The 16406-nt window shown below is 52.3% G+C and carries 14 protein-coding genes; 5 read left to right on the top strand and 9 right to left on the bottom strand.

The genetic code is table 11. From position 1 onward, the window contains the following. Nucleotides 1-61: 61 nt before the first annotated feature. The 5 genes from H6585_12865 to tsaB all read left to right on the top strand — a co-directional run bounded on the left by H6585_12865 (nt 62) and on the right by tsaB (nt 7464). Nucleotides 62-1087, top strand: a complete 1026-nt coding sequence (locus H6585_12865; protein ID MCB9449223.1) for a homocysteine S-methyltransferase family protein — start codon at nt 62-64, stop codon at nt 1085-1087. Then, complete coding sequence (gene metH / locus H6585_12860) at nt 1071-3797, top strand: methionine synthase (protein ID MCB9449222.1); 2727 nt, start codon at nt 1071-1073, stop codon at nt 3795-3797. The genes H6585_12865 and metH overlap by 17 nt, the downstream gene beginning before the upstream one ends. A 125-nt stretch (nt 3798-3922) precedes the next feature. Continuing rightward, a complete protein-coding gene (locus tag H6585_12855; protein MCB9449221.1) occupies nt 3923-5332 on the top strand; it encodes a TolC family protein in 1410 nt (469 codons plus the stop codon). 27 nt (nt 5333-5359) lie between these two features. After that, on the top strand, nt 5360-6736 hold the full coding sequence (locus H6585_12850; protein ID MCB9449220.1) for an efflux RND transporter periplasmic adaptor subunit: 1377 nt from the start codon (nt 5360-5362) through the stop codon (nt 6734-6736). A 5-nt stretch (nt 6737-6741) separates the two neighbouring features. Then, complete coding sequence (tsaB, locus tag H6585_12845; GenBank protein MCB9449219.1) at nt 6742-7464, top strand: tRNA (adenosine(37)-N6)-threonylcarbamoyltransferase complex dimerization subunit type 1 TsaB; 723 nt, start codon at nt 6742-6744, stop codon at nt 7462-7464. A gap of 56 nt (nt 7465-7520) precedes the next feature. Here tsaB and H6585_12840 read toward each other — a convergent pair whose 3' ends face one another. From H6585_12840 to H6585_12800, 9 genes are all read right to left on the bottom strand, one after another. Continuing rightward, a complete protein-coding gene (locus tag H6585_12840) occupies nt 7521-8591 on the bottom strand; it encodes a hypothetical protein (protein MCB9449218.1) in 1071 nt (356 codons plus the stop codon). Between the two features lie 222 nt (nt 8592-8813). Then, entirely contained in the window at nt 8814-9776 is a 963-nt protein-coding gene (locus H6585_12835; GenBank protein ID MCB9449217.1) for a pyridoxal-phosphate dependent enzyme, read from the bottom strand. Beyond that, nucleotides 9773-10228, bottom strand: coding sequence for an LEA type 2 family protein (locus H6585_12830; GenBank protein MCB9449216.1), 456 nt, complete (start codon nt 10226-10228; stop codon nt 9773-9775). The genes H6585_12835 and H6585_12830 overlap by 4 nt, the downstream gene beginning before the upstream one ends. 72 nt (nt 10229-10300) lie before the next feature. Further along, nucleotides 10301-10747 (bottom strand): hypothetical protein, encoded by a 447-nt coding sequence (locus tag H6585_12825; protein MCB9449215.1) that lies wholly within the window; start codon nt 10745-10747, stop codon nt 10301-10303. Nucleotides 10748-10750: 3 nt separating this feature from the next. After that, complete coding sequence (locus H6585_12820; protein ID MCB9449214.1) at nt 10751-11713, bottom strand: hypothetical protein; 963 nt, start codon at nt 11711-11713, stop codon at nt 10751-10753. Continuing rightward, nucleotides 11713-13011: a hypothetical protein gene (locus H6585_12815; protein MCB9449213.1), complete on the bottom strand. Its 1299-nt coding sequence runs from the start codon at nt 13009-13011 to the stop codon at nt 11713-11715. The genes H6585_12820 and H6585_12815 overlap by 1 nt, the downstream gene beginning before the upstream one ends. 9 nt (nt 13012-13020) lie before the next feature. Next, nucleotides 13021-13506 carry a hypothetical protein gene (locus tag H6585_12810; GenBank protein ID MCB9449212.1) on the bottom strand — a complete coding sequence of 162 codons (486 nt, stop codon included), beginning with the start codon at nt 13504-13506 and terminating at the stop codon, nt 13021-13023. Between the two features lies 1 nt (nt 13507). Continuing rightward, nucleotides 13508-14395, bottom strand: a complete 888-nt coding sequence (locus H6585_12805; GenBank protein ID MCB9449211.1) for a hypothetical protein — start codon at nt 14393-14395, stop codon at nt 13508-13510. A gap of 573 nt (nt 14396-14968) precedes the next feature. Next, nucleotides 14969-16354 carry a dipeptidase gene (locus tag H6585_12800; protein ID MCB9449210.1) on the bottom strand — a complete coding sequence of 462 codons (1386 nt, stop codon included), beginning with the start codon at nt 16352-16354 and terminating at the stop codon, nt 14969-14971. Nucleotides 16355-16406: the final 52 nt, after the last annotated feature.

The raw sequence follows: 16406 nt of genomic DNA, 5'->3' as shown, positions 1-16406 counted from the left end.
CTTATTGATCTCTTCCGATAAAGGTGGAGATTTTTTTTTGCGTAAAATTTTGCGAAGCAACATGCATACGAAACTCAGAAACGAAATGGAAAAACGCATCCTGGTGCTTGACGGTGCCATGGGAACGATGATCCAGCAATATAAACTTACCGAGGAAGACTACAGAGGTGATCGGTTCAAAGACCATCCCCATCCGTTGAAGGGTGACAACGACCTGTTGGCGCTCACCAGGCCGGATGTGTTGAAGGAAATCCACGACGCCTACTTTGCTGCGGGCGCCGACATCGCTGAAACCAATACATTCTCGGCCACCACCATCGCGCAGGCCGATTATCACCTGGAATCAGCGGTGGATGACATCAACCTGGAATCTGCCAGAATCGCCCGACAGGCAGCGGATGAATGGACCGCCAAGGAACCTCATAAACCCAGGTTCGTAGCCGGGTCCATCGGTCCCACCAACCGCACGGCATCCATCTCTCCCGATGTGAATGATCCCGGCTTCCGTGCCGTGACGTTTGCCGAACTGAAAACCGCGTATCGTCAGCAGGCGGAGGCCCTGGCCAAAGGTGGAGTGGATGCATTCCTCGTGGAAACAATTTTTGATACGCTCAATGCCAAAGCGGCCCTGATGGCCATTTCCGAGTTCAAAGATGAACACCCGGAATATGCCCACATTGAAGTCATGATTTCCGGTACCATCACCGACGCATCCGGCAGAACCCTTTCCGGACAAACCACGGAAGCATTCCTGGCGTCGGTGCTCCATGCCCGCCCACTCAGTGTCGGATTGAATTGTGCACTGGGCGCCAAACAACTGTATCCCTACCTCCAGGTGTTGGGTCACCAGGCACCCTGCGCAGTGAGTGCACATCCGAATGCCGGCCTGCCCAATGAATTCGGTGCATATGATCAGACACCGGCGCAGATGGCTGAGCAGGTGAAAGTGTTCCTGGATCAGGGACTGATCAACATCATCGGTGGCTGTTGCGGCACCACACCCGGTCATATTCACGCACTTGCAGAACTGGCCGCTACCTATTCCCCAAGAAAGTCAAATGAAATTGCACATGAGCTTGCATCCTGATTACAAAGGAACTTACCAGTACAAATGGCAAAACATTCCATATCTCACGCTGAGTGGAATGGAGGCCGTGACCATCACCCCGCAATCCAACTTTGTGAATGTGGGTGAACGCACCAACGTGACCGGTTCCCGGAAATTTCTCCGGCTCATCCAGGAGAACAACTACGAAGCGGCACTTGAAGTAGCACGTGAACAGGTGGAAGGCGGTGCCCAGGTGATTGACATCAACATGGATGAAGGCATGATTGATGGCGTGAAAGCCATGGTGCGCTTTCTGAACCTGGTGGCTGCGGAACCCGACATCGCCCGTGTGCCCGTGATGCTGGATTCCTCCCGCTGGGAAATCATCGAGGCCGGCCTGCAATGTTTGCAGGGGAAAGGCATCGTAAACTCTATCTCCCTGAAGGAAGGTGAAGATAAGTTCAAACAACAGGCCCGCATCATCCGTCGCTACGGAGCTGCAGTCATTGTCATGGCCTTCGATGAAAAAGGGCAGGCCGACTCATACGAACGCAGGGTAGAAATCTGTGAACGGTCGTACCGCATCCTCGTGGATGAAGTAGGATTTCCGCCACAAGACGTCATTTTCGATCCCAACATTTTTCCGGTGGCTACCGGCATGGAAGAACATCGCCGCAATGCGCTCGACTTCTTTCAGGCCACCCGGTGGATCAGGGAAAACCTGCCCGGTGCACATGTCAGCGGAGGGGTGAGCAACGTATCTTTTTCTTTCCGCGGCAACGATACCGTGAGAGAAGCCATGCATTCCGCTTTTCTTTACCACGCCATCCGGGAAGGCATGGACATGGGCATTGTGAACCCGAGCATGCTGATGGTGTATGACGATATACCCAGAGACTTGCTGGAAAAAGTGGAAGATGTGCTGCTGGATCGCCGGGAGGATGCAACCGAACGCCTGCTGGAATTTGCCGAAACCGTTAAGAATGATGGTGCCCGCAAACAGGAAAAGGATTTGTCGTGGCGCGAGAAACCCGTGGCCGATCGCCTGGCGCATGCGCTGGTACATGGTGTGGCGGAGTTTGTGGAAGAAGACGTGGAAGAGGCAAGGAAATCCACCAAACGCCCGCTGGATGTGATCGAAGGGCCATTGATGGACGGCATGAATGTGGTCGGCGACCTTTTCGGCGCCGGTAAAATGTTTTTGCCGCAAGTGGTCAAGAGCGCCCGTGTGATGAAGAAAGCGGTGGCATACCTGCTGCCTTTCATCGAAGCGGAAAAAGGCGGTCAAAGGAAGTCTCACGGCCGCGTGTTGATGGCGACGGTCAAGGGCGATGTGCATGATATCGGGAAGAACATCGTGGGTGTTGTGCTTGGCTGCAACAATTACGAGGTCATCGATATGGGTGTGATGGTACCCGCAGAGAAAATCCTCGAAACCGCCCGCAGGGAAAATGTGGATGTGATCGGCCTGAGCGGTTTGATTACACCTTCCCTGGACGAGATGGTGCATGTGGCGAAGGAAATGGAACGCGAAGGATTCAACATCCCGTTGCTGATAGGAGGCGCCACCACTTCAAGGGTGCACACCGCTGTGAAGATTGACGAGAATTACAGCGGCCCGGTCGTACACGTACTGGACGCTTCCCGATCGGTAACCGTGGTGGAAAACCTGACAAATCCCCAACAAAAGGAAAATGCGGCGGCCCGCTTCAGAGAAGAATACAATGAACTGCGGGAGCAGTACAAAAAAAGGGAAACGGCCAAAGACATCATCACGCTGGACCAGGCACGACAGAATCGGGAAGATCTGTTTGCTGAGGGTCATCAACCTGTGAAACCCGCACTTCTCGGAACGGAAGTGTTGGAAGATATTCCGCTGGATGTGCTTCGTAAGTACATCGACTGGACCCCGTTTTTCGCCACATGGGAATTGAGCGGAAAATACCCTGCCATTCTTAAAGATCCCGTAGTAGGCAACGAAGCCAGGAAGCTGCTGGATGATGCGAACGGGATGCTGGATATGATCATTGCCGAGAAATGGCTGACGGCCAAGGCCGTTGTCGGCATATGGCCCGCTGCAGCGAAAGGAGATGATGTGGTGCTGTACACAGATGAGACCCGTAAGGAGAAATTGGCCACACTGTATTTCCTGAGGCAGCAAACGAAAAAGGCAACCGGCCAACCCAGCAAAAGCCTGGCGGATCTGGTGGCTCCTGAGGGCAACAACCAGACCGACTATGTGGGAGCTTTTGCCGTAACGGCCGGACTGAACATTGAGCCGCACCTGAAGGCATTCGAAAAAGAACATGATGATTACAGGTCGATCTTGCTCAAAGCGTTGGCCGATCGCCTGGCGGAAGCATGCGCGGAATACATGCACGAACAGGTGAGGAAGAAATACTGGGGGTATGCTAACGGTGAGCAACTCAGCAATGAAGAACTCATCAAAGAAGCCTACAAGGGCATACGCCCTGCGGCCGGATATCCTGCATGCCCGGATCACACCGAGAAAGCCACCATATTCAATTTGCTGGATGCCGAAAACCGGATTGGTGTGAAACTGACCGATAGCTTTGCAATGTACCCTGCGGCCTCGGTAAGCGGGTGCTACTTCTCACATCCGGAAAGCCGGTACTTCGGATTGGGCAAGATCGGCAAAGACCAGGTGGAGGACTACGCCGCTCGAAAAGGCTGGCCCGTGGCGGATGTGGAGCGCTGGTTGTCGCCCAACCTCAACTATACGCCGTAAGCGATAACTTCTTTTAACAATTGCGCCTCTACCATTCAATTTGGTTTCTTTACCTTTGGATGGTTTTATCAGAGGTATAGTAAGTCTTGAGCCCCCGTTTACGCTTTACATACAGGTGCACTTTGATGCTAAAGTGCCTGCTCGCCGTTATGCTATTCACGGCCTTGTCATCGCATGCGCAAACCACATGGACACTCCAGCAATGCATAGACCAGGCATTGAAAAACAACCTTCAGTTGCGTCAGGGGGAACTGAATGCCGGCCTTTCAGAGAACAACCTGCTGCAAAGCAAGATCAGCCTCCTGCCAACACTCAATGGCAATGCTTCCCAAAGCTATAATTTCGGCCGTACGGTAGATCCCTTTACCAACAGCTTCATCACCGACAGGGTGCGTTCCAACAGTTTCTCATTGAGTTCGTCGGTGACCCTGTTCAGCGGGTTTCAAAACATCAACAACGTACAAAAAGCCAAATACACCCACCTGGCGGACCAGGCAGATCTGGAGAAAAACCGCAACGACATTGTGTTGGCTGTGGTCAATGGCTACCTGCAGGTATTGTTCGCACAAGAGTTGTTGTCTACCGCAAGTGACCAGGTCAGCTATTCCGAGAAACAACTGGAACGTACCCGCAACCTCGTGGGTGCAGGTGCCCTCGCCAAAGGCAACGAACTGGATATGGAGGCACAACTCGCCCTGGATCAACTGGCGGAAGTGAATGCCCGCAACCAGCTGGACATGGCATACCTGAACCTGGCGCAATGGTTGGAATTGCCTTCAACCGACGGCTTCAGTATCGAGAAGCCACAGCTGGATGTAGACAACGTAGCGCCCATCCTGGAAAATCCGACGGTATTGTCCGAGAAGGCCGCACAAACCTTACCGGAAATTGCTGCGGCGGAATACCGGACGAAGGGTGCGGAAAAAAGCCTTGCCATGGCCAGGGGTGCGCAAAGCCCCACCCTGTCGGTCAGCGCTTCTTACGGATCGGGTTATTCCGATGCCCGTCAACAGTTAAAAGATATCACCCTCACAGGCGTGGATACCATCGGGTATACATCGGGTGGGCAGGAAGTATTGGTGCCCAGCTATTCCAGTACCTATGAAATCACCCCTTTCTCTGACCAGATCGATCAGAACTTCAGTAAGGCCATCGGTTTTTATCTCTCCATCCCGATCCTGAACGGGTGGCGTACCCGCACGGCTGTTGGCAATGCGAAAATCACCCTGGAGAAAGCTCACATCAATGAAGAGCAGGCCAGAAATCAGTTGAGGAAAGATGTGCAGCAGGCTGTAGCGGATGCCACGGCTGCATACAACAAATTCCGGGCATCACAGAAGAGCACAGACGCCCTGCAGGAAGCATTCAGGTACACCGATCTGAAAGCCGAACAGGGATTGGTGGATGCGGTGACCTATATCGAAACAAAGAACAGGTTGGCCAAATCCAGATCCGATCTGCTACAGGCCAAGTACGACTACTTTTTCAAACTGAAAATCGTGGATTACTATGCCGGTAAACCATTGACATTCTGATATGCATTCTAACCGTTTGACCTGGTCATGAAATCAAAAAAACTGTTATACATTCTGCTGGGTGCCGTGGTGGTTCTGGTCCTTTTTGCAATTGTAGGAAGGAAATCCGGAGTGATCGGACAACACAAAGGGCTGAAGGTAGCGACGGAAAAGGCTGATATGCGTTCGGTCATCGAGTCGGTTTCTGCAAATGGCAAGATCCAGCCTGAAACGGAAGTGAAAATCAGTCCGGATGTATCGGGTGAGATCGTTTCCCTGTTTGTCCGGGAAGGTCAGATGCTGAAAAAGGATGATCCCATTGCAGTCATCAAGCCGGATGTATACCGGTCGGCTGTGGAACGCATGGAGGCATCCCTGAATACAAGCCGTGCGAACCTTGCCAATTCAAAAGCCCGACTGGAACAGGTAAAGGCCGCTTTCATCAATACAGAGCTCACCCACAAACGCAACAAGGTGTTGTGGGATAAAAAGGCCATTTCCCAGGCCGACTTCGACGCATCGGTAGCGTCTTTTGAATCGGCTTCCGCAGATGTGCGTGCAGCAGAGGAAAACGTGAATGCAGCAGAGTTCACCGTGAGGAGTGCAGAAGCTGCTTTGAAGGAAGCCCGTGACAACCTCGCCAAGACAGAGATATTCGCACCTATTTCCGGAACCGTGTACGGCCTGAGCATAGAACAGGGAGAAAGGGTAGTGGGAACCACCCAGATGGCCGGAACGGAAATGTTGCGTATCGCCAACCTGGATGCGATGGAGGTGAATGTGGAGGTGAATGAAAATGACATCGTACGGGTGACACTGGGAGACACAACTGATATTGAGGTGGATGCGTACCTGGATAAAACGTTCAAGGGTGTTGTTACCGAAATTGCCAATTCTGCGAATACGCAGGGACTCAGCATGGACCAGGTTACCAACTTCCAGGTCAAGATCAGGATTCTGCCGGAATCCTATAAGGCACTCACAAAAGGCAAAGAGGCCAATTACTCTCCTTTCAGGCCAGGTATGTCTGCCACGGTGGAGATCCGCACGGAGTCAGCCAACAATGTACTTACAGTGCCCATTCAATGTGTGACCACCCGTGACAGCACCATGCTGCGCAGCAAACGGCGTGTGCCCGGGGATGACACACCGGAAGAAGGAGAGAAGGAGAAAGAAGATCAGCAAAAGGCAAAAGAACCGGTGCACATCAAGTCGTATGTATTTCTTTTGCAAGACGGCAAGGCGGTGATGCGGGAAGTGGAAACAGGCATCCAGGACAACACCTACATCCAAATTACCAAAGGATTGCAGGAAGGGGATGAGGTGATATCTGCACCTTACAATGCGATCTCACGACTGCTTAAAGACCAGGATCTCGTTGAAAAGGTCTCGAAAGAGTCTTTGTTCGACAATTCCGAAAAGTAAGCCCGGTGAATGACCAAACGAACACCCCCCGGATCCTCCATCTGGAAACATCCGGTTTGGCATGCTCGGTGGCATTGACCTCCGGTTTGGAACTGGTTACAACCCAATCCCACATCGACAGACAGTTCTCCCATGCAGAAAAGCTTACCGGTTTTGTAATGGAAGTATTGAAAGATGCTGGGGTCGAACCATCCGGGTTGCACGCGGTGGCCGTCAGTGCCGGTCCGGGTTCTTATACCGGATTGCGGATCGGTGTGGCCACGGCAAAGGGGCTCTGCTATGCGTTGGGTATTCCGCTGATTTCGGTTCCCACGCATGAGGTAATGGTATCACATGTGTTAAAGAACCATCCGCAACGATTGACGGATGTACAATTTCTATGTGCGATGCTGGATGCCCGTCGCATGGAGGTATATGCCGCCGTGTATGATACATCCGGAATGCGTTGCAGGGATGTTCGTGCAGAAGTGGTGCAGGAAGATTATCTACTGGGATTCCGTGAAAAGGGAAATGTGTTGTTTTTCGGAGATGGTGAGCGGAAATGCCGGGAAGCTTTCGGAGACCAGTGGCTGCAGGCCGAATGGCTGGCGGATGTATATCCCATCGCGGAAGACATGATCGAAACGGCATTGCGCAAATGGCATGCCGCCGAATTTGAAGACCCTGCCTATTACACGCCTTTCTACCTGAAAGAGTTTGAAGCGAAAAAAGCGAAGAAGTTAATTTGAGAAGAGTCCCCTAATCGGGTTGCAGTCTGAAGGTCCTGGGGAGCAACCCCGGCCTTCTACTTCATAGAGGTTGCTCCGTTAGTCTTTTTTTCGACTATCGGGACCATCCCGTCTTTTGTGGCCCGGTATGCGGGTATCGCATCCACAGCCTGGTGCCTGACAGATCCATTTTTGTTGTAATCGACCCATTTGCCTTTTGGGATCCCCTGGGAATAGTTGCCCTCGCGGCTCACCTGACCATTGGAATAATAGGTCATGTAGGTACCGTGCAGGCGGCCATTCATATAATTCTCTTCTTTTTCTATCTGGCCATTGTCATAGTAGGTGATGTTTTTTCCGTCAGGGCGGCCGTCTTTATAGTGTGCCACCTTTTTAACTTCACCTCTTCTGCTAACCTGGTGTTTGGAGGTATCTTCATAAACCGGTTCCAGTTTATAGTTGCCGGATTCGGCAAGGTGTTTGGCAGTGGTGGGTGTAAGCCATAAACTGTCCATGATGTTTTTCAGTACATCAAGGTCATTGTTCATTTTATAGAGCAGTTTGGAAGGACCGTAGTAAGACCATTCTCCTTCCTTCAGGCCATTGGTGTATATACCCTTGCTCTTCAAAAACCCATCGGGATAGTAGTATTCCCAGTCTCCGTTGGGTTTTCCTTCAACCATTTCTCCGCGGCCTCCGACTTTGCCGTTTGCATACTTCCACTCGAAGTAGCCTCCACGCTGTTCGGATAGAAATTCAATCTCTTTGATGACAGGGTTGTTGGTTAGCTTTTTCGAACTTCCAACACAGTAAGATGTGGTCAGACGATCGGGGGTATCCGTTTCGGGTTCGGCCAGGACCAGCCAGGATTCACCTGCCAAGGCCTTGATGCCGCATCCGTGTGTTTTTTGGGAAGGGGTATATACGGTGATGGGGCCTGCAGAAGAACCTTTGAATACCTTTGAAGGCTGGAAGGAGATCTTCAGGTAGAAGCCCTTGTCCACTTCTTCCACCGCAGTAATTTTGCCAATGAAAATTGCATCGAAGTCGTTGAATTGTTCAACGGTGAACTCCGTTTTGTCAGCATCTTTGGGTTGGGTGATGCTTTGGGAGAATGATGCAACGGGAACAGTGGGGAGAACTGCCAAAGCGCCCGCAACCAATTTTAATTTCGCTTTGTACCAATCCATACTGCAAAATAAGGAAGCATTTTGGTGGATATGGGGATTCCTTGTCGTAGTTATTAACAAAAATCTGTGTACAAGCGATAATTTGTTGATAAATCGTGACATGGTTGGAGAGATAAACCAACCATCATGCCAAACCATTCAGACTTCATAACGATGTGATGGCGCGATTGTCCTGGGATGTCAGCTTGTTTGCAAGAGGACAGGGATCTGGCTTAAATCCAGGTTGCCACCGGAAATGATCACACCCACTTTTTTTCCTGAGAATTCTTTGGGATGTTGAAGCACGGCCGCCAGGGCCACGGCACCGCTGGGTTCAACCACCAGTTTCATTCGTTCCATAAGCAACTGCATGGCTTTCCGGATGGTGTCTTCTTCCACGGTGAGGATGCGTCGGGTGTGTTGACTGATCACGGCAAAGGTCTTTTCCCCCAGTCCGGTCAACAAACCGTCGGCAATGGTGGCAGGTGGCAGGGGCGGGTGAATGATCCCATCCCGGATGCTTCTGTATGCGTCATCCGCCAGTGCCGGTTCGGCACCATACGTATCGGCATCGGGGGCGAAGTATGTTGTGGAAAGGGATGTTCCCGACAAAAGTCCGCCACCGCCTACCGGGGCAATCACCGCATCCGGAGCACCGATCTCTTCGATCAGTTCCATGCCGGCAGTGGCCTGGCCGGTGATGATCCGGAAGTCGTTATAAGGATGGATGAGCTCGCCGCCCGAAGCATCCAGGAATTCCTGCAGCGTTCGTTCCCGGGCTTCATGTGTGGGTTTGCAAAAGATGATGTTTCCGCCATAGCCCTTCACCGCAGCGATCTTTACCGCAGGTGCGTTCTCGGGCATCACGATGGTGGCCTTGATGCCTCGCAGGGAGGCAGCCAGGGCAAGTGCCTGTGCATGGTTTCCACTGGAATGGGTAGCCACACCACCGGCGGCTTCGCTGTCGCTCAGGGAAAACACGGCATTGATGGCGCCCCTGATTTTGAAAGCACCGATCCGTTGCAGGTTCTCGCATTTGAAATGAAGTTCGCAGCCCGCCAGCCGGTTCAGCTGTGCGGATGTCATGACCGGGGTACGATGCGCATAGGGGCGGATCCGTTCGGCAGCCTCCCGGATGTCGGCCGGGGAAGGAAAGTTCATCATTGCATCAGTTTGATCATGTCGTCCAAATCAACATCAATCTTTTTAGAGATACCCCATGAGCTGACCTTCACATATCCTTTGGCCTGCACGCGGGTGGATTTCTGGGATTTCATTGATAACAACAACGGCAATGACGCCAGCAGCATAGGCCCTAACGTGCCCTTGATGTGAAAGGTGTAACTGTCTTCCTTGTTGGCATGTACCTTCACCTTGTCCTGCAGCTTGGCTTTCCCCACGGGTATATCACCCAGGTAAATATCCAGGTCGTAGTCGGTAACCTTGAAGCTGAATTTGTTCGGGTTGAAGATCACCATCTGTACTTCTCCTTCGATGCCATCCGCACTCATTTTGGTGATTTTCATTGACCGCATGCCTTTTACCACCACGGGTTCATAATGGAAACACGAACTGAAAAAAAAGAGGATCGACAGGCAGGCAATCAATCGTTTCATTGGGGTGAGATCCGGTGATGATGCGAATGTACGCATTTCAATGAATGATGGGCGTTCCCGCATGACAGGCTGTTATTTCATCACGGTCACCGCAGAGGTAGTGGCGACATTGCTTGTGTGCCCGGCACGGTCAACTGCGTACACTTCATATACCACCTGTTGGGAGGCGGACTGATCGGTGATGCTGGTACTGTTCAATGTAACGCGCAATCGACCCTGGATGGCGATCGTAGATCCGTCCGGGGCCAGTTGCGGTATCCGGTAACCGAATACCACATCGTTCCGGGTATCCTTAATAAAAAGGTTTTCAACCCCCGCTGTGTTCTCGCCGAGGTCACCGTCGCCATCCTTGTAGGAGACAGTGAAGACGATCGAATCCTTAAACTCTTGCACGGCAACCGGACTTACGGACTCAACCGAGATCTCAGGCACTTCACTGATCGTTACATCGTCTTTCTTACAGGCGATCATTGCGCAGAGCGTACCCAGCAACATGGTCGTTTTGATTGTAGCCTTCATGTGTTAAGGTTTGACCCGGAATGAAAAATAGGTTTTGTATTCATACACATAATCATCCGTCGGGATCTGGGTGACCTGTGTGTGATCCTCATCCTGCATGAAATATCGGAAGAAAATGGTGGTGTCTGTAGGTAGCGCCGCAGTGTTCACTGAAGCCAGGTATACCTCATCGGTTCCTACCTTCAGGTAGCTCGCATTGAAGGTCCACCCGCCTGAGAAATCATCCGGATCCAGCGACAGTTTCACCTGGTTTACTTTCAGGTTGGGGATGGCGGTGCTATCGTCCGTCGGGTAAAACACCAGCTGCATGGTTACATTGCTTGGAACAAGGAATGGATAGTAAATGATGCTGTCTACCCGGTTGTTCTGATCGGAATACAGAACGGTGGGCGGGATCTTGTCGTCAATAGCCACGAAGAACGGCGACTTCAGCGTAGGTTCCAGGTTGGGGTATTTGGGTACATCGCCGTTCACGTCACGGGCGCCATTCATGATCCATGCCGCGATGTGATCAATGTCTGTCTGCGGCAGCGGCACGCCGATGTTGTCCTGTGGCATGCGGTCGTTTTGGTTCACGAAACAGCAATTGGTGATGCGTTCGTACAGCACCGACCTCGTGGTATCGAACGGCACCACGCGGAAGGTGAAATCATTGTTGGCATTGTTCTTCACCACCGGGTGGTAAACCAGCGTGGTGAAGGAAGACTGCACCGAGCGGAAATCCGGTTCGAACACACCGTCGTGGCATCCCGGCACTGCGCATTTGGGTAGCAGGATGTTGCGATGTATGCCGGTGATGGTGTTCGGGTCGAGGGTGTCTGTTGTGTTGCCACCGGTGTTATAATCAACCTGGTCATACGGGTTGGGAGGTAAATCGTCTTTTTTACAACCGTGCAGCAGCATGGCAACCGATGCCGCTACCGGTAGCACGAATCCCAACAGGCGATATTTGTTTGGGGCCATCATTACACAAATGCTTGTGAGAGTGGAGTGCCTGCCAGCATGCCGGCAGGAATATCGGTGTCAAATCCAAGCACATTGGCGATGGTGGGTACCACGTCAATGCTTTGCCCGGTCACGCTTGAGATCACCTGGTCTTGTTTCACCACAGAGGGAGGCCCAACCACCAGGCAGAAGATTTCGCGTGAAGTATCATCATTGGTGTGGTCGAGGGCGAACCTTCCGTACGGATCCATAATCGTATTGGGGTCGAGGTTCCGGCCGTGTTCGGGTACTACGATCATCACGGTGTTGTCTTGCATGCCCGGTGTCGACTGGATGGTCTTCCACAGGTGTGCCGTGGCATAGCTGGCCCGGTTCAGGTTCTTACAGTAGTTTGTGAAGTCGGTGTGGCATACATCCACCCCCTGCATGTTCACCACGAGCAGTTCGGGGGTGAACTCCTTGATGATCTGTTCAGCAAAGAAGATGTTGAACTGGTCGCCGTTGAGTCCGCCGATTCCCCACGGATCATTGTACAACCCGGATGCGGCTTCGGTGAATGATTGGTTGATGAAGGTATCAATCTGTGAGGCGCCGGTGGGGTCGTTGGTCACACCTGCATCGTTGGCCTGGTATTGGGCGGCAAAATTGCTGTCGCAGAAGCCCCGCACCTTTTCAATCACCGATTGTTCCGATGCCGAGAATGTTCTCGGGTTGGCCAGGGCGTTGTAACCTTGCATGATAAAGGATGAGGGCTGGATGTGGTTGCCACCGAAGGCAGCCCCGTAACCTGGGTAGTTGCTGTAATTCAGCAGCGGGTACGATCCCAGGCTGTCGGATACCCACCATGCGTTGGTGGCGGGCATCGAGGGTGTGTTGTGTTTGCGGTAATATTCGAATACGGTGGGGTATTTCGGATTCTCCCGGATGTTGATATCGTTGCTGCTGTACACGCCGGTAAGTGCGGTTGTATGACCGTTGAAGTGACCGGTGGGTCCGTAGGCGTAACGGAATTCCTTGAACAGGGTACCGTATTTCTGAAGCGGTTGGGAAAGCGGACTGGCCGTGATCGGGTTTACCCCTGCATAAATATCCGGGGAGATGCTTTCTGTTCCCGAGAACATGTGCGGCATCAGGTTGCCATCGGCCTTGTGCACCGATTCCAGGTTCCTGACCCCTCCGGCAAACATGCAGAACACCACGTGATCCACTTTGCGGGCCCCGGTGGCGGCAAACAACCTTCCGGAGGGGAGGATGTAAGGGGCTACGAAAGCACCTGCCGTTGCGGCCATGGTTTTCTTAACGAAGCTTCTTCTTTTCATGGCGTCTGTCTAGTAGTACCTGTATTCGTTGGAGGTCATCATGCTGTAGTAAATCATTTCCGGTGTCACCAGTGGATCGCCTGTGATCAGATCTTTCAGGTACCATTTTTCATAGTTGGAGGCATCGCGGTTGAAGAGCTTCCGGTAAGCGCCTTGAACGAACCCATCTACATCAGCGTCCATTTCGGTTTTGGTAGGGATATGGGCGCCGTTGTTCAGGAAGTTCCGGATGATCAGGTCCTCAATCAGTTTTTTGTCGCCGAAGGCCGAATAGGTTACAGCAAGGTTCACCAGTTCGGCGTTGGTGATGGTTTTGTCGAACAGGTCGGAATAGGCAATGGAAATGAACTCCAAGGTCGACTTCACATGGTCTTTCAGAGATCCAGGTTGTTGCAGGTTCACATCGGTGATCTCGTAGACCGGTGTCACATCCTTCTTGCACGCGGTGATCGCGAGCAGCAGGGTACAGGCCAGGAGGAGGGCGGTCTTTTTCATGTTATTTGAGTCCTACGAATTCGTCTGTATTCAGGATGGCTTTTTGCAAGGCCTTATAATCTTTGTCTTTCTTGTACTGCTGGCTCAGGGCCGTCATGGTCTCCGAGTCGGGTTCGCGAAATAGATAGCGTAGGTAGAGGTTTCTGACTTGTCCTTCGAAGTAGTCGGATGAGCGGAAGAAGATATCCAGGAAATCGTCTTTGCTGTCGCCGGTCTCATAGAACACCGCGGCAGTGAATCCGTCCACCATTTGTTTTCCCTGCTCGAGTTCCTGGGTGGTCGGATATCGAAGCAGGAAGTTCTGGAACATGGAAATCACGAAGTTCTCGGTGCCCATGTTGATGTCGTCGTAGATCTTGTTGTTGGCGCACCGCCTGTGCAATTCGATGATGTCTATGTTGCCTGCTGCGAATGCTGACGGTGCTTCCTTCAGCGCTTCCAGGCGGTCGATCTCGTGATGAATCAGGGCGAAGTAGGGCCCGTAGGTGGCGGTATCCTGGAGCAGCAGGTTGTAGATGAAAATGTCCTGCGTGATCTCGGATGTGTCCACTGCGTTCAGCAATTCAATGCGGGCGAGGTCATACACCCGGTAGTAGTATTCGTTTCCACTCAGCACCACATCGAGCAGCTGGTTGCGGTCGGCCACCGAAAGGTCATGCTGGCTGAGGATGGTTTTACCCGTGGTCAGTTCGATGGATGTAGGCTTGCGTCCCAGCACACTGATGTACACTTTGTTGATGTAGTTCTCCTGAAGCACATCATCGCTTAGGTCGGTGACGGTGGGATCTGGCGGAGGCACATTGCCGGGAACCACGACCAACTCATCCTTGGCGCAGGAGGCCAGGAGGGTAATTGCAATCATGAATCCGGCAATCGAAATTCTTGTCATTGCTGGGGGGATTACTTCCGGTAAACAAACAGACGCATAAGCAAAGTAGAAAAAAATGCAATGGTGGGCAAATTGCAAATGATATGCCAGAATGAATGACGAATTACGAATGAGCATCGCGTGAACATAAGCTTTATGACTTTTGGCGTTGCCGCTTGCAGGGCATAGGGGAAAGGCCTGCTTCATCGGAGCAGCACACCGGTAGCATGCGGTTATATTAAATCAAGGAGTATTCTTGCATATGCAAATTTAGACATGAGGTATTCTCATTTGGCATGGAATACATTCGTAACTTGAATTGGGGCGGGGATTGGTGTGCCCCGGGTGTGCCCCGGGGTTAGTCGCGGTTGGTGACAAGATATCGGATAAGGATGTCTAGATGACCGAAGGAATGAAGACGTCAAGTATTTTTGAACCACATAGGCACATAGCACACATAAACTATGTGGTTTTTCTACTGTGATCTATGTGCCTATGTGGTTCAAAATTGGTATCACCATCAACGAGGAATATGGATAAGGTGACCCATGCCTCGCCCGGAAACTCCCGGTGTACCCGGGGCCTGACATTCCACTACTTCCTCGCTTCCGCGAAATACTCAAAGAAGTACGGAATGGTTTCGATGCCTTTCAGGTAATTGAACACACCATAGTGTTCGTTGGGAGAGTGGATCGCGTCGGAGTCCAGTCCGAACCCGAACAGGATGGATTTCAGTCCGAGCACCGATTCAAACAGCGCCACGATGGGTATGCTGCCACCGCTTCGCTGGGGGATGGGTTTCTTGCCGAATGTTTTTTCCATCGCTTTGGCTGCGGCCTGGTAGGCGTCGAGGTGGGTGGGGGTCACCACAGGGAGTCCGCCGTGGAAGGGCGTTACCTTCACCTTCACGCTGTCGGGTGCGATGGCTTCGAAGTGGGATTTGAAGAGTTGGGTGATCTTGTCGGGCGTTTGGTTGGGCACCAGTCGCATAGAGATCTTTGCATACGCCTTGGAGGCGATCACCGTTTTAGCACCTTCACCGGTGTAGCCGCCCCAGATGCCGTTTACATCCAGCGTGGGCCGGATGGAAACGCGTTCGGGGGTGGAGTATCCTTTTTCACCTTTCACATCCTTGATGTCGAGGTGTTTTTTGTAGGCGTCCAGGTCGAAGGGCGCTTTGGCCAGTTCGGCCCTTTCGGCGTCGGAGAGTTCCACCACATCATCATAGAAACCGGGGATGGTGATGTGCCCGTTCTCATCAATCAGGGAATGGATCATGTCGCACAGCACGTTGATCGGGTTGGCCACGGCACCGCCGTAGATGCCCGAGTGTAGGTCGCGGTTGGGGCCGGTCACTTCCACCTGTAGGTAGCTGAGTCCGCGCAATCCAACGGTAATAGAGGGTGTTTCGGTGCTGATCATGGATGTGTCGGAGATCAGGATCACATCCGCTTTCAGTTTTTCTTTTTCTGCTTCGAGGAAGGCGCCCAGGTTTTCCGAGCCCACTTCTTCTTCGCCTTCAATCATGAATTTTACGTTGCAGGGCAGGCTGTTGGTTTTGTGCATCATTTCAAAAGCCTTCACATGCATGAAGAACTGACCTTTGTCGTCGGCGGAACCGCGCGCGTATATCTTTCCGTCTTTCACCACGGGCTCGAACGGGGGCGAATTCCACAGGTCCACAGGGTCGGGGGGTTGCACGTCATAGTGACCGTAGATCAGTACGGTCGGCAATGCAGGGTCCACGATCTTTTCAGCATACACCACCGGGTAACCTTTGGTGGGGATCACCTGTGCGTGGTCGGCACCGGCGGCGGTAAGCGACAGTTTCACGTGCTCGGCGGTTTTCAATACTTCCTCCTTGTAGGCCGGGTCGGCGCTCACGGATTTCAATCGCAGCAGGGCGAACAGTTCTTCGATGAAGCGCTCTTTGTTTTGGTTGATGTAGTTTTTCACGCCGGATGGGGATGTGGTTTCCATGGTGCGGGGATGTTTGGGGGGTGGCAATATAGGAAGAACCGGAGATGTGGTC

This window comes from Flavobacteriales bacterium, assembly GCA_020635855.1.
Taxonomy (GTDB): Bacteria; Bacteroidota; Bacteroidia; order JACJYZ01; family JACJYZ01; genus JACJYZ01.
Note: the sequence above shows the minus strand (reverse complement) of the source record. Positions and strands in the feature narration are given on the sequence as shown.

Coding starts and splice junctions, on each gene's coding strand:
- H6585_12865 (MCB9449223.1), top strand. CDS start 62: ATGCATACGAAACTCAGAAACGAAATGGAAAAACGCATCCTGGTGCTT.
- metH (MCB9449222.1), top strand. CDS start 1,071: ATGAGCTTGCATCCTGATTACAAAGGAACTTACCAGTACAAATGGCAA.
- H6585_12855 (MCB9449221.1), top strand. CDS start 3,923: ATGCTAAAGTGCCTGCTCGCCGTTATGCTATTCACGGCCTTGTCATCG.
- H6585_12850 (MCB9449220.1), top strand. CDS start 5,360: ATGAAATCAAAAAAACTGTTATACATTCTGCTGGGTGCCGTGGTGGTT.
- H6585_12835 (MCB9449217.1), bottom strand. CDS start 9,776: ATGATGAACTTTCCTTCCCCGGCCGACATCCGGGAGGCTGCCGAACGG.
- H6585_12830 (MCB9449216.1), bottom strand. CDS start 10,228: ATGAAACGATTGATTGCCTGCCTGTCGATCCTCTTTTTTTTCAGTTCG.
- H6585_12825 (MCB9449215.1), bottom strand. CDS start 10,747: ATGAAGGCTACAATCAAAACGACCATGTTGCTGGGTACGCTCTGCGCA.
- H6585_12820 (MCB9449214.1), bottom strand. CDS start 11,713: ATGATGGCCCCAAACAAATATCGCCTGTTGGGATTCGTGCTACCGGTA.
- H6585_12815 (MCB9449213.1), bottom strand. CDS start 13,011: ATGAAAAGAAGAAGCTTCGTTAAGAAAACCATGGCCGCAACGGCAGGT.
- H6585_12810 (MCB9449212.1), bottom strand. CDS start 13,506: ATGAAAAAGACCGCCCTCCTCCTGGCCTGTACCCTGCTGCTCGCGATC.
- H6585_12805 (MCB9449211.1), bottom strand. CDS start 14,395: ATGACAAGAATTTCGATTGCCGGATTCATGATTGCAATTACCCTCCTG.
- H6585_12800 (MCB9449210.1), bottom strand. CDS start 16,354: ATGGAAACCACATCCCCATCCGGCGTGAAAAACTACATCAACCAAAAC.